15 protein-coding genes are annotated in these 16,065 nt (G+C 60.7%); 9 read left to right on the forward strand and 6 right to left on the reverse strand.

Annotated elements, in window-relative coordinates; all coding sequences use genetic code 11:
- Position 1 precedes the first annotated feature (1 nt).
- The gene (gatC, locus tag PG5_RS08150) at positions 2-289 is read right to left on the reverse strand and encodes an Asp-tRNA(Asn)/Glu-tRNA(Gln) amidotransferase subunit GatC (protein WP_008054345.1); all 288 of its coding nucleotides are present in this window, start codon (positions 287-289) and stop codon (positions 2-4) included.
- Positions 290-500: 211 nt separating this feature from the next.
- On the opposite strand from gatC, the gene mreB reads away from it, so the two are divergent.
- The 8 genes from mreB (at position 501) to tldD (ending at position 11,787) form a co-directional block, all read left to right on the forward strand.
- Positions 501-1,538, forward strand: coding sequence for a rod shape-determining protein MreB (mreB, locus tag PG5_RS08155; RefSeq protein WP_002555108.1), 1,038 nt, complete (start codon positions 501-503; stop codon positions 1,536-1,538).
- A 141-nt stretch (positions 1,539-1,679) separates the two neighbouring features.
- The gene (gene mreC, locus PG5_RS08160; protein WP_080725290.1) at positions 1,680-2,813 is read left to right on the forward strand and encodes a rod shape-determining protein MreC; all 1,134 of its coding nucleotides are present in this window, start codon (positions 1,680-1,682) and stop codon (positions 2,811-2,813) included.
- The gene (mreD, locus tag PG5_RS08165; RefSeq protein ID WP_008054347.1) at positions 2,813-3,304 is read left to right on the forward strand and encodes a rod shape-determining protein MreD; all 492 of its coding nucleotides are present in this window, start codon (positions 2,813-2,815) and stop codon (positions 3,302-3,304) included. Before mreC ends, mreD begins: the two co-directional genes overlap by 1 nt.
- 32 nt (positions 3,305-3,336) lie before the next feature.
- The gene (locus tag PG5_RS08170) at positions 3,337-3,933 is read left to right on the forward strand and encodes a nucleoside triphosphate pyrophosphatase (protein WP_020796630.1); all 597 of its coding nucleotides are present in this window, start codon (positions 3,337-3,339) and stop codon (positions 3,931-3,933) included.
- A 48-nt stretch (positions 3,934-3,981) separates the two neighbouring features.
- Positions 3,982-5,439 (forward strand): ribonuclease G, encoded by a 1,458-nt coding sequence (gene rng / locus PG5_RS08175; RefSeq protein WP_020796631.1) that lies wholly within the window; start codon positions 3,982-3,984, stop codon positions 5,437-5,439.
- 75 nt (positions 5,440-5,514) lie between these two features.
- The gene (locus PG5_RS08180) at positions 5,515-9,318 is read left to right on the forward strand and encodes a YhdP family protein (protein WP_020796632.1); all 3,804 of its coding nucleotides are present in this window, start codon (positions 5,515-5,517) and stop codon (positions 9,316-9,318) included.
- A 159-nt stretch (positions 9,319-9,477) separates the two neighbouring features.
- Positions 9,478-10,326, forward strand: coding sequence for a carbon-nitrogen hydrolase family protein (locus tag PG5_RS08185; RefSeq protein ID WP_020796633.1), 849 nt, complete (start codon positions 9,478-9,480; stop codon positions 10,324-10,326).
- Between the two features lie 18 nt (positions 10,327-10,344).
- Positions 10,345-11,787, forward strand: coding sequence for a metalloprotease TldD (tldD, locus tag PG5_RS08190; protein WP_020796634.1), 1,443 nt, complete (start codon positions 10,345-10,347; stop codon positions 11,785-11,787).
- A 105-nt stretch (positions 11,788-11,892) separates the two neighbouring features.
- Here tldD and yjgA read toward each other — a convergent pair whose 3' ends face one another.
- Positions 11,893-12,417, reverse strand: a complete 525-nt coding sequence (gene yjgA, locus PG5_RS08195; RefSeq protein ID WP_008054354.1) for a ribosome biogenesis factor YjgA — start codon at positions 12,415-12,417, stop codon at positions 11,893-11,895.
- Positions 12,418-12,525: 108 nt separating this feature from the next.
- Here yjgA and pmbA point away from each other — a divergent pair, with 108 nt between their 5' ends.
- Positions 12,526-13,872 carry a metalloprotease PmbA gene (pmbA, locus tag PG5_RS08200; RefSeq protein WP_020796635.1) on the forward strand — a complete coding sequence of 449 codons (1,347 nt, stop codon included), beginning with the start codon at positions 12,526-12,528 and terminating at the stop codon, positions 13,870-13,872.
- 184 nt (positions 13,873-14,056) lie between these two features.
- Here the strand turns inward: pmbA and PG5_RS08205 are convergent, their stop codons facing one another.
- The 4 genes from PG5_RS08205 to hpf are packed head-to-tail and all read right to left on the reverse strand — an operon-like array spanning position 14,057 to position 15,993.
- A complete protein-coding gene (locus PG5_RS08205) occupies positions 14,057-14,332 on the reverse strand; it encodes an HPr family phosphocarrier protein (RefSeq protein ID WP_020796637.1) in 276 nt (91 codons plus the stop codon).
- Between the two features lie 15 nt (positions 14,333-14,347).
- The gene (rapZ, locus tag PG5_RS08210) at positions 14,348-15,205 is read right to left on the reverse strand and encodes an RNase adapter RapZ (protein WP_020796638.1); all 858 of its coding nucleotides are present in this window, start codon (positions 15,203-15,205) and stop codon (positions 14,348-14,350) included.
- Positions 15,206-15,207: 2 nt separating this feature from the next.
- Positions 15,208-15,672, reverse strand: a complete 465-nt coding sequence (ptsN, locus tag PG5_RS08215) for a PTS IIA-like nitrogen regulatory protein PtsN (RefSeq protein ID WP_020796639.1) — start codon at positions 15,670-15,672, stop codon at positions 15,208-15,210.
- A 12-nt stretch (positions 15,673-15,684) separates the two neighbouring features.
- Positions 15,685-15,993, reverse strand: coding sequence for a ribosome hibernation-promoting factor, HPF/YfiA family (hpf, locus tag PG5_RS08220; RefSeq protein ID WP_020796640.1), 309 nt, complete (start codon positions 15,991-15,993; stop codon positions 15,685-15,687).
- Positions 15,994-16,065: the final 72 nt, after the last annotated feature.

Genomic DNA, 16,065 nt, shown 5'->3' on the forward strand with positions numbered 1-16,065 from the left:
TTTAGTCGATGACTTTCGGAACCAGGTACAGGCCGTTTTCGACCGCTGGTGCGATGGACTGGTAGGCCTCGCGATTGTTGCTCTCGGTCACGACGTCTGCACGCAGGCGCTGGCTGGCTTCCAGTGGGTGGGCGAGCGGCTCGATACCATCGGTATTCACCGCCTGCATTTCGTCGACCAACCCGAGAATGCTGTTGAGGGCCGAAGTGATGTGTGGAAGATCGGCATCATTGAGGCCAAGGCAGGCCAGATGAGCGATTTTTTCCACGTCGGAGCGTTCAAGCGCCATTGGGATTCTCCAGTGGAAAACAAGACGGACGGCGTCCGTGTGTTAGATTGTCGGAACACTACCGCACTTCTACGGTCATATGGCCGCGATTGTGGGGTTTGGTGCACAGAAAAACGGCCAATTTAACATATTGGCGCCTTGCCCAAAATCCCTGTCGTTGTTAGAGTTTGCCGCACTTTTTTACCCACGCGTTGCCTAGGGTCCCTTTCCCATGTTCAAGAAACTGCGTGGCATGTTTTCCAGCGATCTTTCCATTGACCTGGGCACTGCCAACACCCTTATTTACGTGCGTGAGCGCGGTATCGTCCTGAATGAGCCATCGGTTGTGGCCATTCGGACACACGGTAACCAGAAAAGTGTCGTTGCTGTCGGCACCGAAGCGAAGCGCATGTTGGGCCGTACGCCGGGCAATATTGCTGCCATTCGTCCGATGAAAGACGGCGTGATCGCCGACTTCAGCGTCTGCGAAAAGATGCTGCAGTATTTTATCAACAAGGTTCATGAAAACAGCTTCCTGCAGCCTAGCCCTCGAGTGCTGATCTGCGTCCCATGCAAGTCCACCCAGGTTGAACGTCGCGCCATCCGTGAATCGGCGCTCGGTGCCGGTGCCCGTGAAGTGTTCCTGATCGAAGAGCCGATGGCTGCTGCGATCGGTGCCGGTTTGCCGGTTGAAGAAGCCCGCGGTTCGATGGTCGTGGATATCGGTGGCGGTACCACCGAAATCGCGCTGATCTCGCTGAATGGCGTGGTCTATGCCGAATCCGTACGGGTAGGTGGCGACCGTTTCGACGAAGCGATCATCACGTATGTGCGTCGCAACTACGGCAGCCTGATCGGTGAGTCCACTGCCGAGCGCATCAAGCAGGAAATCGGTACCGCTTACCCGGGTGGCGAAGTTCGCGAAGTCGACGTTCGTGGCCGCAACCTGGCCGAAGGCGTTCCACGCGCATTCACCCTGAACTCCAACGAAGTGCTCGAAGCGCTGCAAGAGTCGCTGGCGACCATCGTTCAGGCCGTGAAGAGCGCGCTGGAGCAGTCGCCGCCGGAGCTGGCTTCCGACATCGCCGAGCGTGGCCTGGTGTTGACCGGTGGTGGCGCCTTGCTGCGTGACCTCGACAAGCTGCTGGCACAGGAAACCGGCCTGCCGGTGATCGTTGCCGAAGACCCGTTGACCTGCGTTGCTCGCGGCGGTGGCCGTGCATTGGAAATGATGGATAAACACACCATGGACCTGCTCTCCAGCGAATAAGTCGCCGGATCGCCTCTATGCTGTGAGCGCGCAGGCGGCACTTTGCAGTGCTGCCTGTTCGCGTTTATCTTCTGTCGTCTGCATCCAGGCCGGTTTGATGCCGTATGAATAAAGAGAACATTTGCCTGGGAGGAGCGGCTTATTAAACCGCTTTTCACCAAGGGTCCCTCACTGGGCGTGCGCTTGTTGGTGCTGGTCGTGCTGTCGGTCGCGCTGATGGTGGTCGATGCCCGCTTCACACTGCTCAAGCCAGTGCGTAGCCAGATGTCGCTGGTGTTGATGCAGTCTTACTGGATCACCGACCTGCCGCAGCGGCTATGGCAGGGTGTGGCCAGCCAGTTTGGCAGCCGCACCGAACTGATCGCCGAAAACGAAAAGCTCAAGAGCGAAAACCTGCTGTTGCAGGGGCGCATGCAAAAGCTTGCCTCCCTTACCGAGCAGAACGTTCGGCTGCGCGAGTTGCTCAACTCTTCGGCACTGGTGAACGAAAAGGTCGAAGTGGCTGAGTTGATCGGCATGGACCCCAACCCATTCACCCATCGCATCATCATCAACAAGGGTGAACGCGACGGCGTGGTGCTCGGGCAGCCTGTGCTCGATGCCCGTGGCCTGATGGGCCAGGTGGTCGAGTTGATGCCCTACACCTCCCGGGTCCTGCTGCTGACCGATTCCACCCACAGCATTCCGGTGCAGGTCAACCGCAACGGCCTGCGCGCCATTGCCAGCGGCACCGGCAACCCGGAACGCCTCGAATTGCGCCACGTGGCCGATACCGCCGATATCAAGGAAGGCGACCTGTTGGTCAGCTCCGGCCTGGGCCAGCGTTTCCCGGCAGGTTACCCGGTGGCGACGGTCAAGGAAGTGATCCATGACTCCGGCCAGCCGTTCGCCATTGTTCGCGCCGTACCGACCGCCGCCTTGAACCGCAGCCGTTATTTGCTGCTGGTGTTCAGCGACACTCGCACTGCCGAGGAGCGCGCCAACGACGCTGCCCAGGCCCAGGAAAGCCTGGATGCGCAGGGTGGGGGGCCGATCATTCCGGCGACCGTGCCGAGACCGGCGGTTGTACCGGCAGCAGTCGCGGCTCCGGCTGTTCCGGCGACGCCAGCGGCTACTCCGGCGGTCACGACCCCGGCCAAGCCTGCCGCCAAACCCACCACGACTGCACCCGCCAAGCCACCGGCGACACAACCCGCTGTCGTCAAGCCCGTTGCTGTCAAGCCTGCTGCCAAACCGCCTGTCTCCGCACCGGCTACCACTGGGGGACGAGAATAATGGTCGGTGTCACAGCTTCTCGAAACGGCTGGATCGTCTGGCTGACATTTGCCGTCGGCATGTTGCTCAGCGTATCGCCGCTGCCGCAATTCATGGAGATCCTGCGCCCCCTGTGGCTGGCCTTGCTGCTGGCGTTCTGGGCACTGGCGCTGCCGCAGAAAGTCGGGATGGTCACCGCCTGGTGCCTGGGCTTGGCCGAGGACGTGCTGTACGGCACGCTGCTGGGCCAGAATGCATTGATCCTGACGCTCATCACCTACCTGGTGCTGGCGCTGCAACAACGCCTGCGAATGTTCCCGATGTGGCAGCAGAGCCTGGTGATCCTGGTGATCTTCGGCCTCGCCCAGCTGGTGCAACTATGGCTCAGCGCCTTGACTGGCAATCGTCAGCCAACCCTGGCCCTGGTATTGCCGGCACTGGTCAGCGCGTTGCTCTGGCCCTGGGTCAGCTTCGGTTTGCGCGGATTGCGTCGACGCTACAAAATCAATTAATTCGTTCGGGCATTAGACAGGGAGAGGTCTTGATGAAACGGTTGTACCTCGCCTCTGGCTCACCGCGTCGGCGTGAACTGCTCACGCAGATCGGCGTGCCGTTCACCGCCATCAGCGCGGATATCGATGAAACCCCTTTGAATCATGAATCCCCGTCGGCCTATGTCGAGCGCCTGGCGCGTGGCAAGGCCGAGGCCGGACGCGGCGCAGTCGCGTCTGATGCGTCCTGCTGCGTGCTCGGTGCAGATACCGCCGTGGTGCTTGATGGAAAAATTCTTGGCAAACCGGTTGATGAAGGCGACGCGTGCGCCATGCTGAAGATGTTGTCCGGGCGCGAGCATCAGGTCCTGACCGCGATAGCGCTGCTCGATTTTGATCGTTGCGCGTCGTTGGTGGTCACCAGTCACGTACGTTTTCGTGAAATCAGCCCAGATGAAGCGGCGGCCTACTGGGCCAGCGGTGAACCTCGGGACAAGGCCGGTGGCTACGGCATTCAAGGGCTGGGCGCAGTGTTTGTCGCCGGGCTCACTGGGAGTTACTCGGCGGTGGTTGGACTGCCGCTGTGCGAAACCGCGCAACTGCTCGGCCATTTCGGCATACCCTGTTGGCAACCCAATAACGCACGCTAAGCGTCGTACCCGGCCATTATTGTGAACATGCCTGAACGAGACCCTGCCATGAGTGAAGAGATCCTGATCAACATCACGCCGATGGAATCGCGCGTGGCGGTGGTCGAAAACGGTGTCCTGCAAGAAGTTCATGTCGAGCGCACGCAAAAGCGCGGGATCGTCGGCAACATCTACAAAGGCAAGGTCGTGCGGGTATTGCCCGGCATGCAGGCGGCGTTCGTCGATATCGGCCTGGACCGCGCCGCGTTCATTCATGCATCCGAAATCTCCTTGCGTGAAGGTCCGGCCGTCGAGAGCATCAGCGCGTTGGTGCACGAAGGCCAGAGCCTGGTGGTGCAAGTCACCAAGGACCCCATCGGCTCCAAAGGTGCGCGCCTGACCACGCAGCTGTCGATTCCTTCTCGTTACCTGGTGTACATGCCGCGCACCGCCCACGTCGGTATTTCGCTGAAAATCGAAGACGAGGCCGAGCGCGATCGCCTCAAGCAAGTGGTCACCGATTGCGTGGCCAAGGAAGGCATCAAGGAAGCGGGCGGGTTCATCCTGCGCACGGCCGCCGAAGGGGCCGGTGCCGATGAAATCCTCATGGACATCCGCTACCTGCGCAGGCTATGGGACCAGATCAGCGAGCAGATCAAGACCATCAGCGCGCCGAGTGTGATCTATGAGGATCTCGGCTTGGCGCTGCGCACGCTGCGCGACCTGGTGAGCCCGAAGATCGAGAAGATTCGCATCGACTCCCGGGAAACTTTCCAGAAAACCACGCAGTTCGTCGCCGAATTGATGCCAGAGATCGCAGATCGTCTGGAGCACTATCCGGGCGAGCGACCGATTTTCGACCTGTACGGTGTCGAAGATGAAATCCAGAAGGCCCTTGAGCGCAAAGTCCCGTTGAAGTCCGGCGGTTATCTGGTGGTCGACCCGGCGGAAGCCATGAGCACCATCGACGTCAACACCGGTGCGTTCGTCGGGCATCGCAATCTTGAAGAAACCATCTTCAAGACCAACCTCGAAGCGGCGACCGCCATTGCCCGACAATTGAGGCTGCGCAACCTGGGCGGGATCATCATCATCGACTTCATCGACATGGAGGATGAAGAACACCAGCGCCAGGTCCTGCGCACGCTCGAGAAGCAACTGGAGCGCGACCACGCCAAGACCAACATCATCGGCATCACCGAGTTGGGCCTGGTGCAGATGACTCGCAAGCGCACCCGCGAAAGCCTCGAACAGGTCCTGTGCGAGCCGTGCACCAGTTGCCAGGGGCGCGGCAAGCTGAAAACCCCGGAAACCATTTGCTATGAAATCTTCCGCGAAATCCTGCGTGAGGCTCGCGCCTATCAGGCGGAAGGCTATCGTGTATTGGCGAACCAGCGGGTTGTCGATCGTCTGCTCGATGAGGAGTCGGGTAACGTCGCCGAACTTGAAGTATTTATCGGGCGCACCATCCGATTCCAGGTCGAAACCATGTATTCCCAGGAACAATACGACGTCGTGCTGCTCTGAACTGCTTCGTCCTGAATTTTCCTGAATGGCTGGCCTCAGCTGTCTGCAGAACTTTTGCCATGGGAGCCACCTGACATGGAGCGTCTGACACGCATATTGGCCGCACTGACCCGCTGGGGTCTGGGCCTGTGCGCGTTGGTTTTGGTGGTGATGGCGTTGTACGTCAGCCTGGGCCGGGAACTGGCGCCGTTGGTGGCCGAGTACCGTGGCGAAGTCGAAACCAAGGCCAGCGAGGCCTTGGGCATGCCCCTGCAAATCGGCGAGCTGAAAGGCAGCTGGAGTGGCTTCGCGCCCATTCTGTCGGCTCACGACGTGACCGTAGGCGAGGGGGCCAACGCCCTGCACCTGGAAAACGTGCGGGCTGTCCCGGACCTGTGGGAGAGTCTGCTGGCCCGCGAGGTGCGCATCGCCAATCTGGAACTCAATGGCCTGAAGATCAGCCTCAAGCAAGGCGATGACGGCGCGTGGGCGCTGGAAGGCTTGCCGGTCAAGGACGATCAGCCATTTGAGCCGGAGCAGCTACTCAATCGCATGCAAATGATCCAGCAACTGTCGGTACTCGACAGCCAGGTCACGTTGCAGCCTTGGGGAGAATCGCCGCTGACCCTGACGTACGTTGGCGCGACGCTGAAAACCGGCGCATCCCGCCAACGACTCGATGCCCGCTTGACCCTGCCCGATGGCCAGCCATTGGCCTTGAGTGTGCGTACCCGTATTCGAGCCAGCCAGTGGCAGGACGGCGAGGCGCAAGTCTATGTGAGCTTGCCGCAAAGCGACTGGTCGAAATGGTTGCCCGAAACCCTGACCCAGCAGTGGAATTTCTCCGAACTCAAGGCGGGTGGCGAGCTGTGGGCAACCTGGGGCAAAGGCGCCTTGCAAAGCGGCGCCGTGCGGTTGAATGCGCCGCAATTCAAAGGGGCCTATGCCGAACGCAAGCCGATCCAGATCAACAACCTGGCGCTTAACGGTTATTTCCAGCGCAGCGCCGAGGGCATGCTGGTAACGGTTGACTCCCTGGCCATGAACCTTGGCGAGACCCGCTGGGAATCACGACTGCAATTGAAGCAGGTCACGGCCTCGGACCAGACGCAAAACATCTGGCATCTGCAAGCCGACCGTCTCGACCTGACACCACTCACGCCGGTGCTCAACGCCCTGGCGCCATTGCCGGAAGGGGTCGCCACGGTGGTCGAGCGGCTCAAGGTCACCGGTGGGTTGCGCAACGTGCTGATCGACGTGAAGCCCAATGCCACCGATGACAGCCGGTTCAGCTTCGCAGCCAACCTTGATCGCGTCGGCTTTGACGCGTATCACGGTGCCCCAGCGGCACGTAATGTCACGGGCAGCATCAGCGGCGACCTTGGCCATGGCGAGTTGCGCATGGACAGCAAGGATTTCATGCTGCACCTGGACCCGATTTTCGCCAAGCCATGGCAATACATCCAGGCCAACGCGACCTTGACCTGGAAGCTCGACAAGGAAAGTTTCACGCTGATCGCGCCGTACCTGAAGGTGTTGGGCGAGGAAGGCAAGATTGCCGGCGACTTCTTGATCCGCCTGTTTTTCGATGAGGCACGGGAAGACTACATGGACCTGCGGGTTGGTCTGGTGGACGGCGACGGTCGCTACACCGCCAAATACCTGCCGACCGTCCTCAGCCCGGCGCTGGACGAATGGCTGCGCACGGCGATTCTCAAAGGTGCGGTGGATCAGGGATTCTTCCAGTACCAAGGCTCGTTGAACCACGGCGCAGAGGAAACGGCACGCAGCATCAGCCTGTTTTTCAAGGTCCACGATGCCGAGCTGGCGTTCCAGCCTGGCTGGCCGCATGTCAGCAAGGTCACGGGTGACGTATTCGTTGAAGACAGTGGCGTACGGATTCTGGCCAGCAAGGGGCAATTGCTCGACACCCAGGTCCGCGATATCTACGTCAACATTCCCCATGTGCCCGCCGGGCAAAACAGTCACCTGTTTCTCGACGGTGCGTTCGCCGGTGGATTGGGTGATGGCCTGAAAATCCTCAAGGAAGCGCCGATAGGCACTGCCGAGACTTTCGCGGGTTGGGAAGGCGAGGGCGATCTGCAAGGCAAACTGAAGCTGGATATTCCGCTGGCCAAGGGCGAACAGCCCAAGATCCTGGTTGACTTCAAGACGGCAAAGGCCCGTTTGAAACTGCCCGAGCCCCCCCTCGAGCTGACTCAGCTCAAGGGTGACTTCCGTTTTGACAGCAGCAAAGGCTTGAGTGGGCAGAACATCAGTGCGCGCGCCTTCGATAAGCCGGTCACTGCGCAAATTTTCGCCGACGGTCGTGAAGGCAAGCTCAACACCCGGGTCACCGCTTCCGGGCAGGTCGAAGTCAAGAAACTCAAGGACTGGCTGAGCGTGACCCAGCCGTTGCCAGTGAGTGGCGTTATCCCGTACCAACTGCAACTGACCCTGGATGGTGCCGATAGCCAATTGATGGTCAATTCCAGTCTAAAGGGTGTGGCCGTCGATCTGCCGGCGCCCTTTGGCCTGGCGGCGGATGTTGGGCGCGACACTTCGTTTCGCATGACCCTGCAAGGAGCGGAGCGGCGCTACTGGGCAAATTACGGGGAGCTGGCGAGCTTCACGTTTGCTGCACCGGCCGGCAATTTTGCCGGCGGCCGCGGTGAATTGTTCCTCGGCAATGGCACGGCCGCGCTGCCCGGGGCCAAGGGTTTGCGCATTCGTGGCGTGCTCTCGGAACTGGATGTCGGCCCCTGGCAGGACCTGGTGAGCAAGTATGCCGGCCAAGACCCCGGTGGCAACGCCAAGCAGTTGCTCAGCGGAGCGGACATCAAGGTCGGCAAGCTCAGCGCCTTCGGTACCACCCTGGATCAGGCAGCGGTGCAGCTGACGCGCAAGCCGTCCTCGTGGGCCCTGCAACTCGACAGCCAGCAGGTCAAGGGCGCCGCCAGCATCCCCGATGCCAAGGCTGCGCCGATGGTGATCAACCTGCAAACGGTGCGCCTGCCCGCCCCGGACCCAAAGGTTCTGGCCGACGAAAACTCGCCGGATCCCCTGGCCTCGGTGGACCCGACCAAGATCCCGGCGTTGGATATCATCATCAATCAGTTATATCAGGGCAACGACCTGGTGGGCGCCTGGTCGCTGAAGGTGCGTCCGACGGCCAGGGGTATCGCGCTCAACTCGCTGGACATGGGCCTCAAGGGCATGTTGTTGCAAGGCAGCGGCGGATGGGAAGGTCCACCTGGTGCCAGCACCAGTTGGTACAAGGGGCGGATCAGCGGCAAGAACCTGGCGGATGTCCTCAAGGGCTGGGGCTACGCGCCGAGCGTCACCAGCCAGGAATTTCACATGGATGTCGACGCCCGCTGGCCGGGCTCGCCGGCATGGATGGGGACCAAGCGTCTCTCTGGCACCCTCGATGCGTCGCTCAAGGAAGGCCAGTTTGTCGAGGTCGAAGGCAGTGCCCAGGCGTTGCGTGTATTTGGCCTGCTCAACTTCAACTCCATTGGCCGCCGCTTGCGCCTGGACTTCTCCGACCTGTTCGGCAAAGGCCTGAGCTATGACCGGGTCAAGGGCCTGCTGGTGGCGACCAACGGGGTGTACGTGACACGGGAGCCAATCCGCCTGACCGGTCCATCGAGCACCATTGAGCTCGACGGCACCCTGAATATGGTGGCCGATCAGATCGATGCGAAACTGCTGGTGACCCTGCCAGTGACCAACAACCTGCCCATCGCCGCGCTGATCGTCGGCGCACCGGCGATCGGTGGGGCACTGTTCCTGATCGACAAGTTGATCGGTGACCGTGTGGCGCGCTTCGCCAGCGTGAAGTACACCGTCAAGGGACCGTGGAAAGAACCGAAAATCACCTTCGACAAGGCTTTTTGACGCCATCCTCCAAACCTATGGAGTAGCATGGCCTTAACTCCACTGTAGGAGCTGCCGCAGGCTGCGATCTTTTGATCTTGATCTTAAAAGCAACATCAAAAGATCGCAGCCTGCGGCAGCTCCTACAGGTATGCGTTGGTATCCGATCAGGGAAAGGCCATGTCTGTAGCGGTAATTCAAATGGTCAGCCAGAGCGATGTGCTGGCCAACCTGGCCCGGGCGCGTCAGTTGCTGGAACAAGCGGCCGTGGGCGGTGCGAAATTGGCTGTGCTGCCGGAAAATTTCGCCGCCATGGGCCGGCGCGACATCGCCGACATCGGTCGCGCCGAGGCGTTGGGCGAAGGCCCGATCCTGCCCTGGTTGAAACAGACGGCCCGCGACCTCAAGTTATGGATTGTGGCGGGCACCTTGCCGTTGCCGCCGGTGGATCAACCGTCGGCCAAGGTGCATGCCTGCTCGTTGCTGGTTGACGACCAAGGCGAAACGGTCGCTCGCTACGACAAGCTGCACCTGTTTGACGTGGACGTGGCAGACAATCGCGGCCGTTATCGCGAATCCGATGACTATGCTTATGGCAGCGGGATCGTGGTTGCGGATACGCCGGTCGGCCGAGTCGGCCTGACGGTTTGTTATGACCTGCGCTTCCCGGAGCTCTACAGTGAATTGCGTGCTGCCGGCGCGGAACTGATTACCGCGCCGTCGGCTTTCACCGCCGTAACCGGCGCCGCGCACTGGGATGTGCTGATTCGTGCGCGAGCCATCGAAACCCAGTGTTATGTGCTCGCGGCCGCCCAGGGTGGAACGCATCCGGGGCCAAGGGAAACCTGGGGACACGCGGCAATCGTCGACCCATGGGGACGGGTGCTGGCACAACAGGGTCAAGGCGAGGCCGTGCTGCTGGCCGAACGCGATAGCAGCGAACAGGCGTCCATCCGGGCGCGGATGCCGGTGTCCAGTCACCGGCGCTTTTTCTCGCAGGGCGCCCAGCGGCCTGCCTCAGAACGATGAATTTAAGGCGTAAAGCATATGAGCGAGTTGTTGTCCTCAGTCAGTGAGCACCTCCTGGCACCCGGTGGCGTAACGATCGAAAGCCTGCAAGGTGTGCTTGGCGACCTGGCCGGCCCTGGCATCGATGCCGCCGACCTGTATTTCCAGGGGCAGATTTCCGAGTCCTGGGCGCTGGAAGACGGCATCGTCAAGGAAGGCAGCTTCAACCTCGACCAAGGGGTTGGTGTTCGCGCGCAATCCGGTGAGAAGACCGGTTTTGCCTACAGCAATGCCATCACCCTGGAAGCCTTGGGCGCGGCTGCCCGAGCCGCCCGGTCGATCTCCCGGGCCGGACAGAATGGCACCGTGCAAGCGTTCACCACCCAGGATGTGGCGCAGTTGTACGGGCCGGACAATCCGCTGGAAGTGCTGACCCGTGCCGAGAAAGTCGACCTGCTCAAGCGCATCGATGCCGCCACCCGTGCCCTTGATCCGCGTATCCAGCAAGTCACCGTGAGCATGGCCGGGGTCTGGGAGCGGATCCTGGTGGCGTCCACCGATGGCGGCCTGGCGGCGGATGTCCGGCCACTGGTGCGCTTCAACGTCAGTGTGATCGTCGAACAGAACGGCCGTCGCGAACGCGGTGGTCACGGCGGTGGCGGGCGTACCGATTACCGTTATTTCCTGGCTGAAGATCGCGCCATGGGTTATGCCCGTGAAGCGTTGCGCCAGGCGCTGGTCAACCTGGAAGCCATTCCGGCGCCGGCCGGAACCTTGCCGGTGGTGCTGGGCTCCGGCTGGTCGGGCGTGCTGCTGCATGAAGCGGTCGGCCACGGCCTGGAAGGCGACTTCAACCGCAAGGGCAGTTCGGCCTACAGCGGGCGCATGGGCGAGATGGTGGCGTCCAAGCTGTGCACCATCGTCGATGATGGCACCTTGGCCGGTCGTCGTGGCTCCTTGAGCGTTGACGACGAAGGCACGCCAACCGAGTGCACCACACTGATCGAAAACGGCGTACTCAAGGGCTACATGCAGGACAAGCTCAACGCCCGCCTGATGGGCGTAGCTCGCACCGGTAACGGTCGTCGCGAATCTTACGCGCACCTGCCGATGCCGCGCATGACCAACACCTACATGCTGGCCGGCGAAAGCGACCCGCAAGAAATCATCGCGTCGGTGAAGCGCGGCATCTACTGCGCCAACCTAGGCGGCGGCCAGGTGGACATCACCAGCGGCAAGTTCGTGTTCTCCACCAGCGAGGCGTACCTGATCGAAGACGGCAAGATCACCGCCCCGGTCAAAGGCGCGACGTTGATCGGCAACGGCCCGGAGGCCATGAGCAAGGTGTCGATGGTCGGCAATGACTTGGCGCTGGACAGCGGTGTGGGGACGTGTGGCAAGGATGGTCAGTCAGTGCCGGTGGGTGTCGGCCAGCCAACGCTGAAGATTGATGCGATCACCGTGGGTGGCACGGGCGCTTAGGCACATACATCCCCCTGTAGGAGCTGCCGCAGGCTGCGATCTTTTGCTTTTTAAAAGATCAAAAGATCGCAGCCTGCGGCAGCTCCTACAGGGGATGGACGAGAATCAACGCAGACCGCGTTGAGTTTCGTCCAGCTCACGGATGTACTTGAAGATTTTACGGCTGGATGCAGGAGGCTTGTTTTGCGCAACCTCGTGCTGCGCCTGACGGATCAGGGAACGCAATTGCTGGCGGTCCGCGTCCGGGTAGTCGACGACGAATTTTTCCAGTACGGCATCGTCGCCGGCGATCAGGCGATCGCGCCAACGTTCCAGGTTATGGAAGCGTTCGTTGTACTGGCGAGTGGAGGCATCGAGTTGATCGAGCAAAACCAGAATTGCGTCAGTGTCCTGATCGCGCATCAGTTTGCCGATGAACTGCAGGTGCCGTTTACGCGCGATGTTCGCGGTGTGCTTGGGCGCATCGGCCAGGGCCCGGCGCAAGGCGTCGGTCAACGGCAGTTTTGCCAGCAAGTCAGGCTTGAGCGTTGTAAGGCGCTCGCCGAGGTCAACCAGAGCATGCAGCTCGCGTTTAACCTGGGATTTGCTTTTTTCTCCCGTATCGAGGGAGTCGTCGTAAGAATCAACCATGGTGGCCGTCCGCAAAGAAACGCCGCCATGATAACCAGTCGGGGGCCGCTTGTCCGGCCCGGTCGCTCGATGACCGTTACCGAAAGCAGAATTTGAGTGGAGAACAGCATGAGTGCAGTTGAAAGCGTCGGCCCACAAGCGTTGCCGGCACTGCAAGAACAAGTCGAGCAAATCATCGCTGAAGCCAAGCGACAGGGCGCCAGTGCCTGTGAAGTGGCGGTGTCCCTTGAGCAGGGCCTGTCGACCACCGTTCGCCAGCGCGAAGTCGAAACCGTCGAGTTCAACCGCGACCAGGGTTTTGGCATCACCTTGTATGTCGGTCAGCGCAAGGGCTCGGCCAGTACGTCGGCCAGTGGGCCAGAGGCGATTCGCGAAACCGTTGCCGCTGCCCTGGCTATCGCCAAGCACACCTCTGAAGACGAAGCCTCGGGCCTGGCGGATGCCGCGCTGATGGCCAGGGATGTTCAGGACTTCGATTTGTTCCACCAATGGGACATTACCCCGGAACAGGCGATTGAGCAGGCGCTGGCCTGTGAGGCCGCAGCGTTTGCCGCCGACAGCCGGATCAGCAATGCCGATGGCACCACCCTGAGCACGCATCAGGGCTGCCGCGTCTACGGCAACAGCCACGGGTTTATCGGCGGTTATGCGTCGACCCGGCACAGTTTGAGTTGCGTGATGATCGCCGAGGCTGATGGCCAGATGCAGCGCGATTACTGGTATGACGTGAACCGCCAGGGCAATCTGCTGGCGGACCCGGTGAGCATCGGCCAGCGTGCTGCGCAACGCGCCGCAAGCCGTCTGGGTGCGCGTCCGGTGCCGACCTGTGAAGTGCCGGTACTGTTCTCCGCGGAACTGGCCGGCGGCTTGTTCGGCAGTTTCCTCTCGGCGATTTCCGGTGGCAGCCTGTACCGTAAATCCTCGTTCCTCGAAGGTACGCTGGGGCAGAAGCTGTTTCCGGAATGGCTGACCATCGACGAGCGGCCGCACCTGATGCGGGCCATGGGCAGTGCAGCGTTCGATGGGGATGGCCTGGCAACCTACGCCAAGCCGTTTGTCGAAAAGGGCGAGTTGGTGTCCTACATCCTCGGCACCTACTCAGGCCGCAAGCTTGGCATGCCGAGCACCGCCAATGCGGGTGGCGTGCACAACCTGTTCGTTACCCATGGCGATGAGGACCAGGCTGCCCTGCTGCGTCGTATGGGGCGCGGCCTGCTGGTCACCGAATTGATGGGCCAGGGCCTGAACATGGTCACCGGTGATTACTCCCGTGGCGCGGCGGGTTACTGGGTCGAGAACGGCGAAATCCAGTTCGCGGTCCAGGAAGTGACCATTGCCGGCAACATGCGAGACATGTTCAAGCAGATCGTTGCCGTGGGCAATGACCTGGAACTGCGCAGCAACATTCGCACGGGCTCGGTGTTGATCGAGCGGATGACGGTGGCGGGCAGCTAAGCTTCGCCCGTTGGACAAAAAAAGGCGCGCCACCCATTGGGTGGCGCGCCTTTTTTTTGTCGAGCTTTGGCCAAGCGTGTGGGGGCTGGCTTGCCAGCGATGGCGCCAGAAAGATCATCCTGATGTTTAAGGCCGCTTGGCCAGCAAGCCCCGGCTCGGTCCGAGTTCGGACGGTCCTTGAGCTTTACTCGCCTTCGTCGAAATAGTTATTGATCAACGCCACCAGCGCATCCAGCGCTTCCTGTGCCTGCTCGCCTTCGGTGCTCAAATGAATCTTGGTGCCCTTGCCGGCGGCCAGCATCATCATCGCCATGATGCTTTTACCATCGACGGTGGTTTCCGGCGTGCGTCCTACCCTGATCGTGCAATCCTTGTATTGACCGGCAACCCCAACGAATTTTGCCGAAGCGCGGGCATGCAGGCCCAGCTTGTTGATGATTTCGATTTCCAGAGCAGGCATCGCGGTGTGAATCCTTTAGCTGAGGTCGCGGTGGCGGACCTGGACATTCTTCAGGGATTGCTGCAGGACCTGGCCAAGACGTTCAGTCAGGTAGACGGAGCGGTGATGGCCGCCGGTGCAGCCAATGGCTATGGTGACATAGGCACGGTTGCTGGCGGCAAAGCGTGGCAGCCATTTGAGCAAGTAGGTAGAAATGTCCTGGAACATTTCCTCGACATCGGGTTGCGCAGCCAGGTACTCGGCCACCGGTTGGTCGAGCCCGGACTGCTCGCGCAGCTCAGGCTTCCAATAAGGATTGGGCAGGCAGCGCACATCGAATACCAGGTCGGCGTCGACCGGCATACCACGCTTGAACCCGAACGACTCCACGAGAAACGCCGTACCGGGTTCCGGTTGGTTTAGCAGGCGCAGCTTGATGGTATCGCGCAGTTGATACAAATTCAGACTGGTGGTGTTGAGCTTGAGATCGGCAAGGTCGGCAATCGGACCGAGCAGGGTGGTCTCGTCGTTGATCGCTTCGGCCAGCGAGCGGTTGGCGTTGCTCAGCGGGTGACGCCGACGGGTTTCCGAGAAACGTTTGAGCAGGGTTTCTTCGTCGGCATCCAGGTAGAGGACATCGCACTGGATGTGGCGACTGCGCACTTCTGCCAGTAACTCGGGGAACCGCGACAAGTGGCTTGGCAGGTTGCGAGCATCGATGGACACGGCAACCAGTGGCTGTGCCAGTTCGGTGTGTATCAGCGCTCGCTCGGCCAGTTCAGGCAGCAACCCGGCAGGCAGGTTGTCAATGCAGTAGTAGCCGTTGTCCTCGAGGACGTCGAGGGCGGTACTTTTACCGGAGCCAGAACGGCCGCTGACGATGATCAAGCGCATGATTAATGACCGTTTTGCTCGTCCAGGACAACCTGATACAAGGCTTGATTGCTCGCAGCGTTGCGCAGTTTGTCGCGCACGTCCTTGCGGTCGAGCATGCTTGCAATCTGGCGCAACAACTCAAGGTGCGCATCGGTAGCGGCTTGCGGGACCAGTAGCACGAACAACAGGTCAACCGGAGCGCCGTCGATGGCGTCGAAATCGATAGGGGCGTCCAGGTGCATCAAGGCACTGATGGGCGCATCACAGCCCTTTAGACGGCAGTGGGGAATGGCGATGCCGTTACCAAAGCCGGTGGAGCCGAGTTTTTCACGGGCGACCAGGCTCTCGAAAACATCCTGCATGGCCAGATCCGGCACTTCGCGATGGATGAGGTTGGCAATTTGCTCGAGGGCTTTCTTTTTACTGCCGCCCGGCACGTTCACCAGGGAACGGCCGGGGGTCAGGATGCTTTCAAGTCGGATCATGGGTTGGGAGTGTTAACGACCCGTAGCGCCCTGGAGGAGGCTCTGAGTCTTTTCCTTATGCTTTTTGAGTTGTTTATCCAGCTTGTCGGTCAGTGCGTCGATTGCCGCGTACATATCGGTATGTTCCGCGTTGGCGACGACCTCATTGCCGGGTATATGCAGCGTGGCTTCGATTTTCTGCTTCAACTTTTCGACGCACATCGTGACTTGCACGTTGGTGATCTTGTCGAAATGCCCCTCGAGCTTCTTGAACTTGAGCTCGACGTATTCACGCAGGGGCTTGGTCACTTCCAGTTGGTGTCCACTGATGTTGACTTGCATACAGCTTCTCCTTCGTTGCCAGTGCATAAAGCGGCAGATCCAGATGATCTGCCACTGGAACGCTGTGGCGTG

The organism is Pseudomonas sp. G5(2012) (assembly GCF_000408945.1).
Lineage (GTDB): Bacteria > Pseudomonadota > Gammaproteobacteria > Pseudomonadales > Pseudomonadaceae > Aquipseudomonas > Aquipseudomonas umsongensis.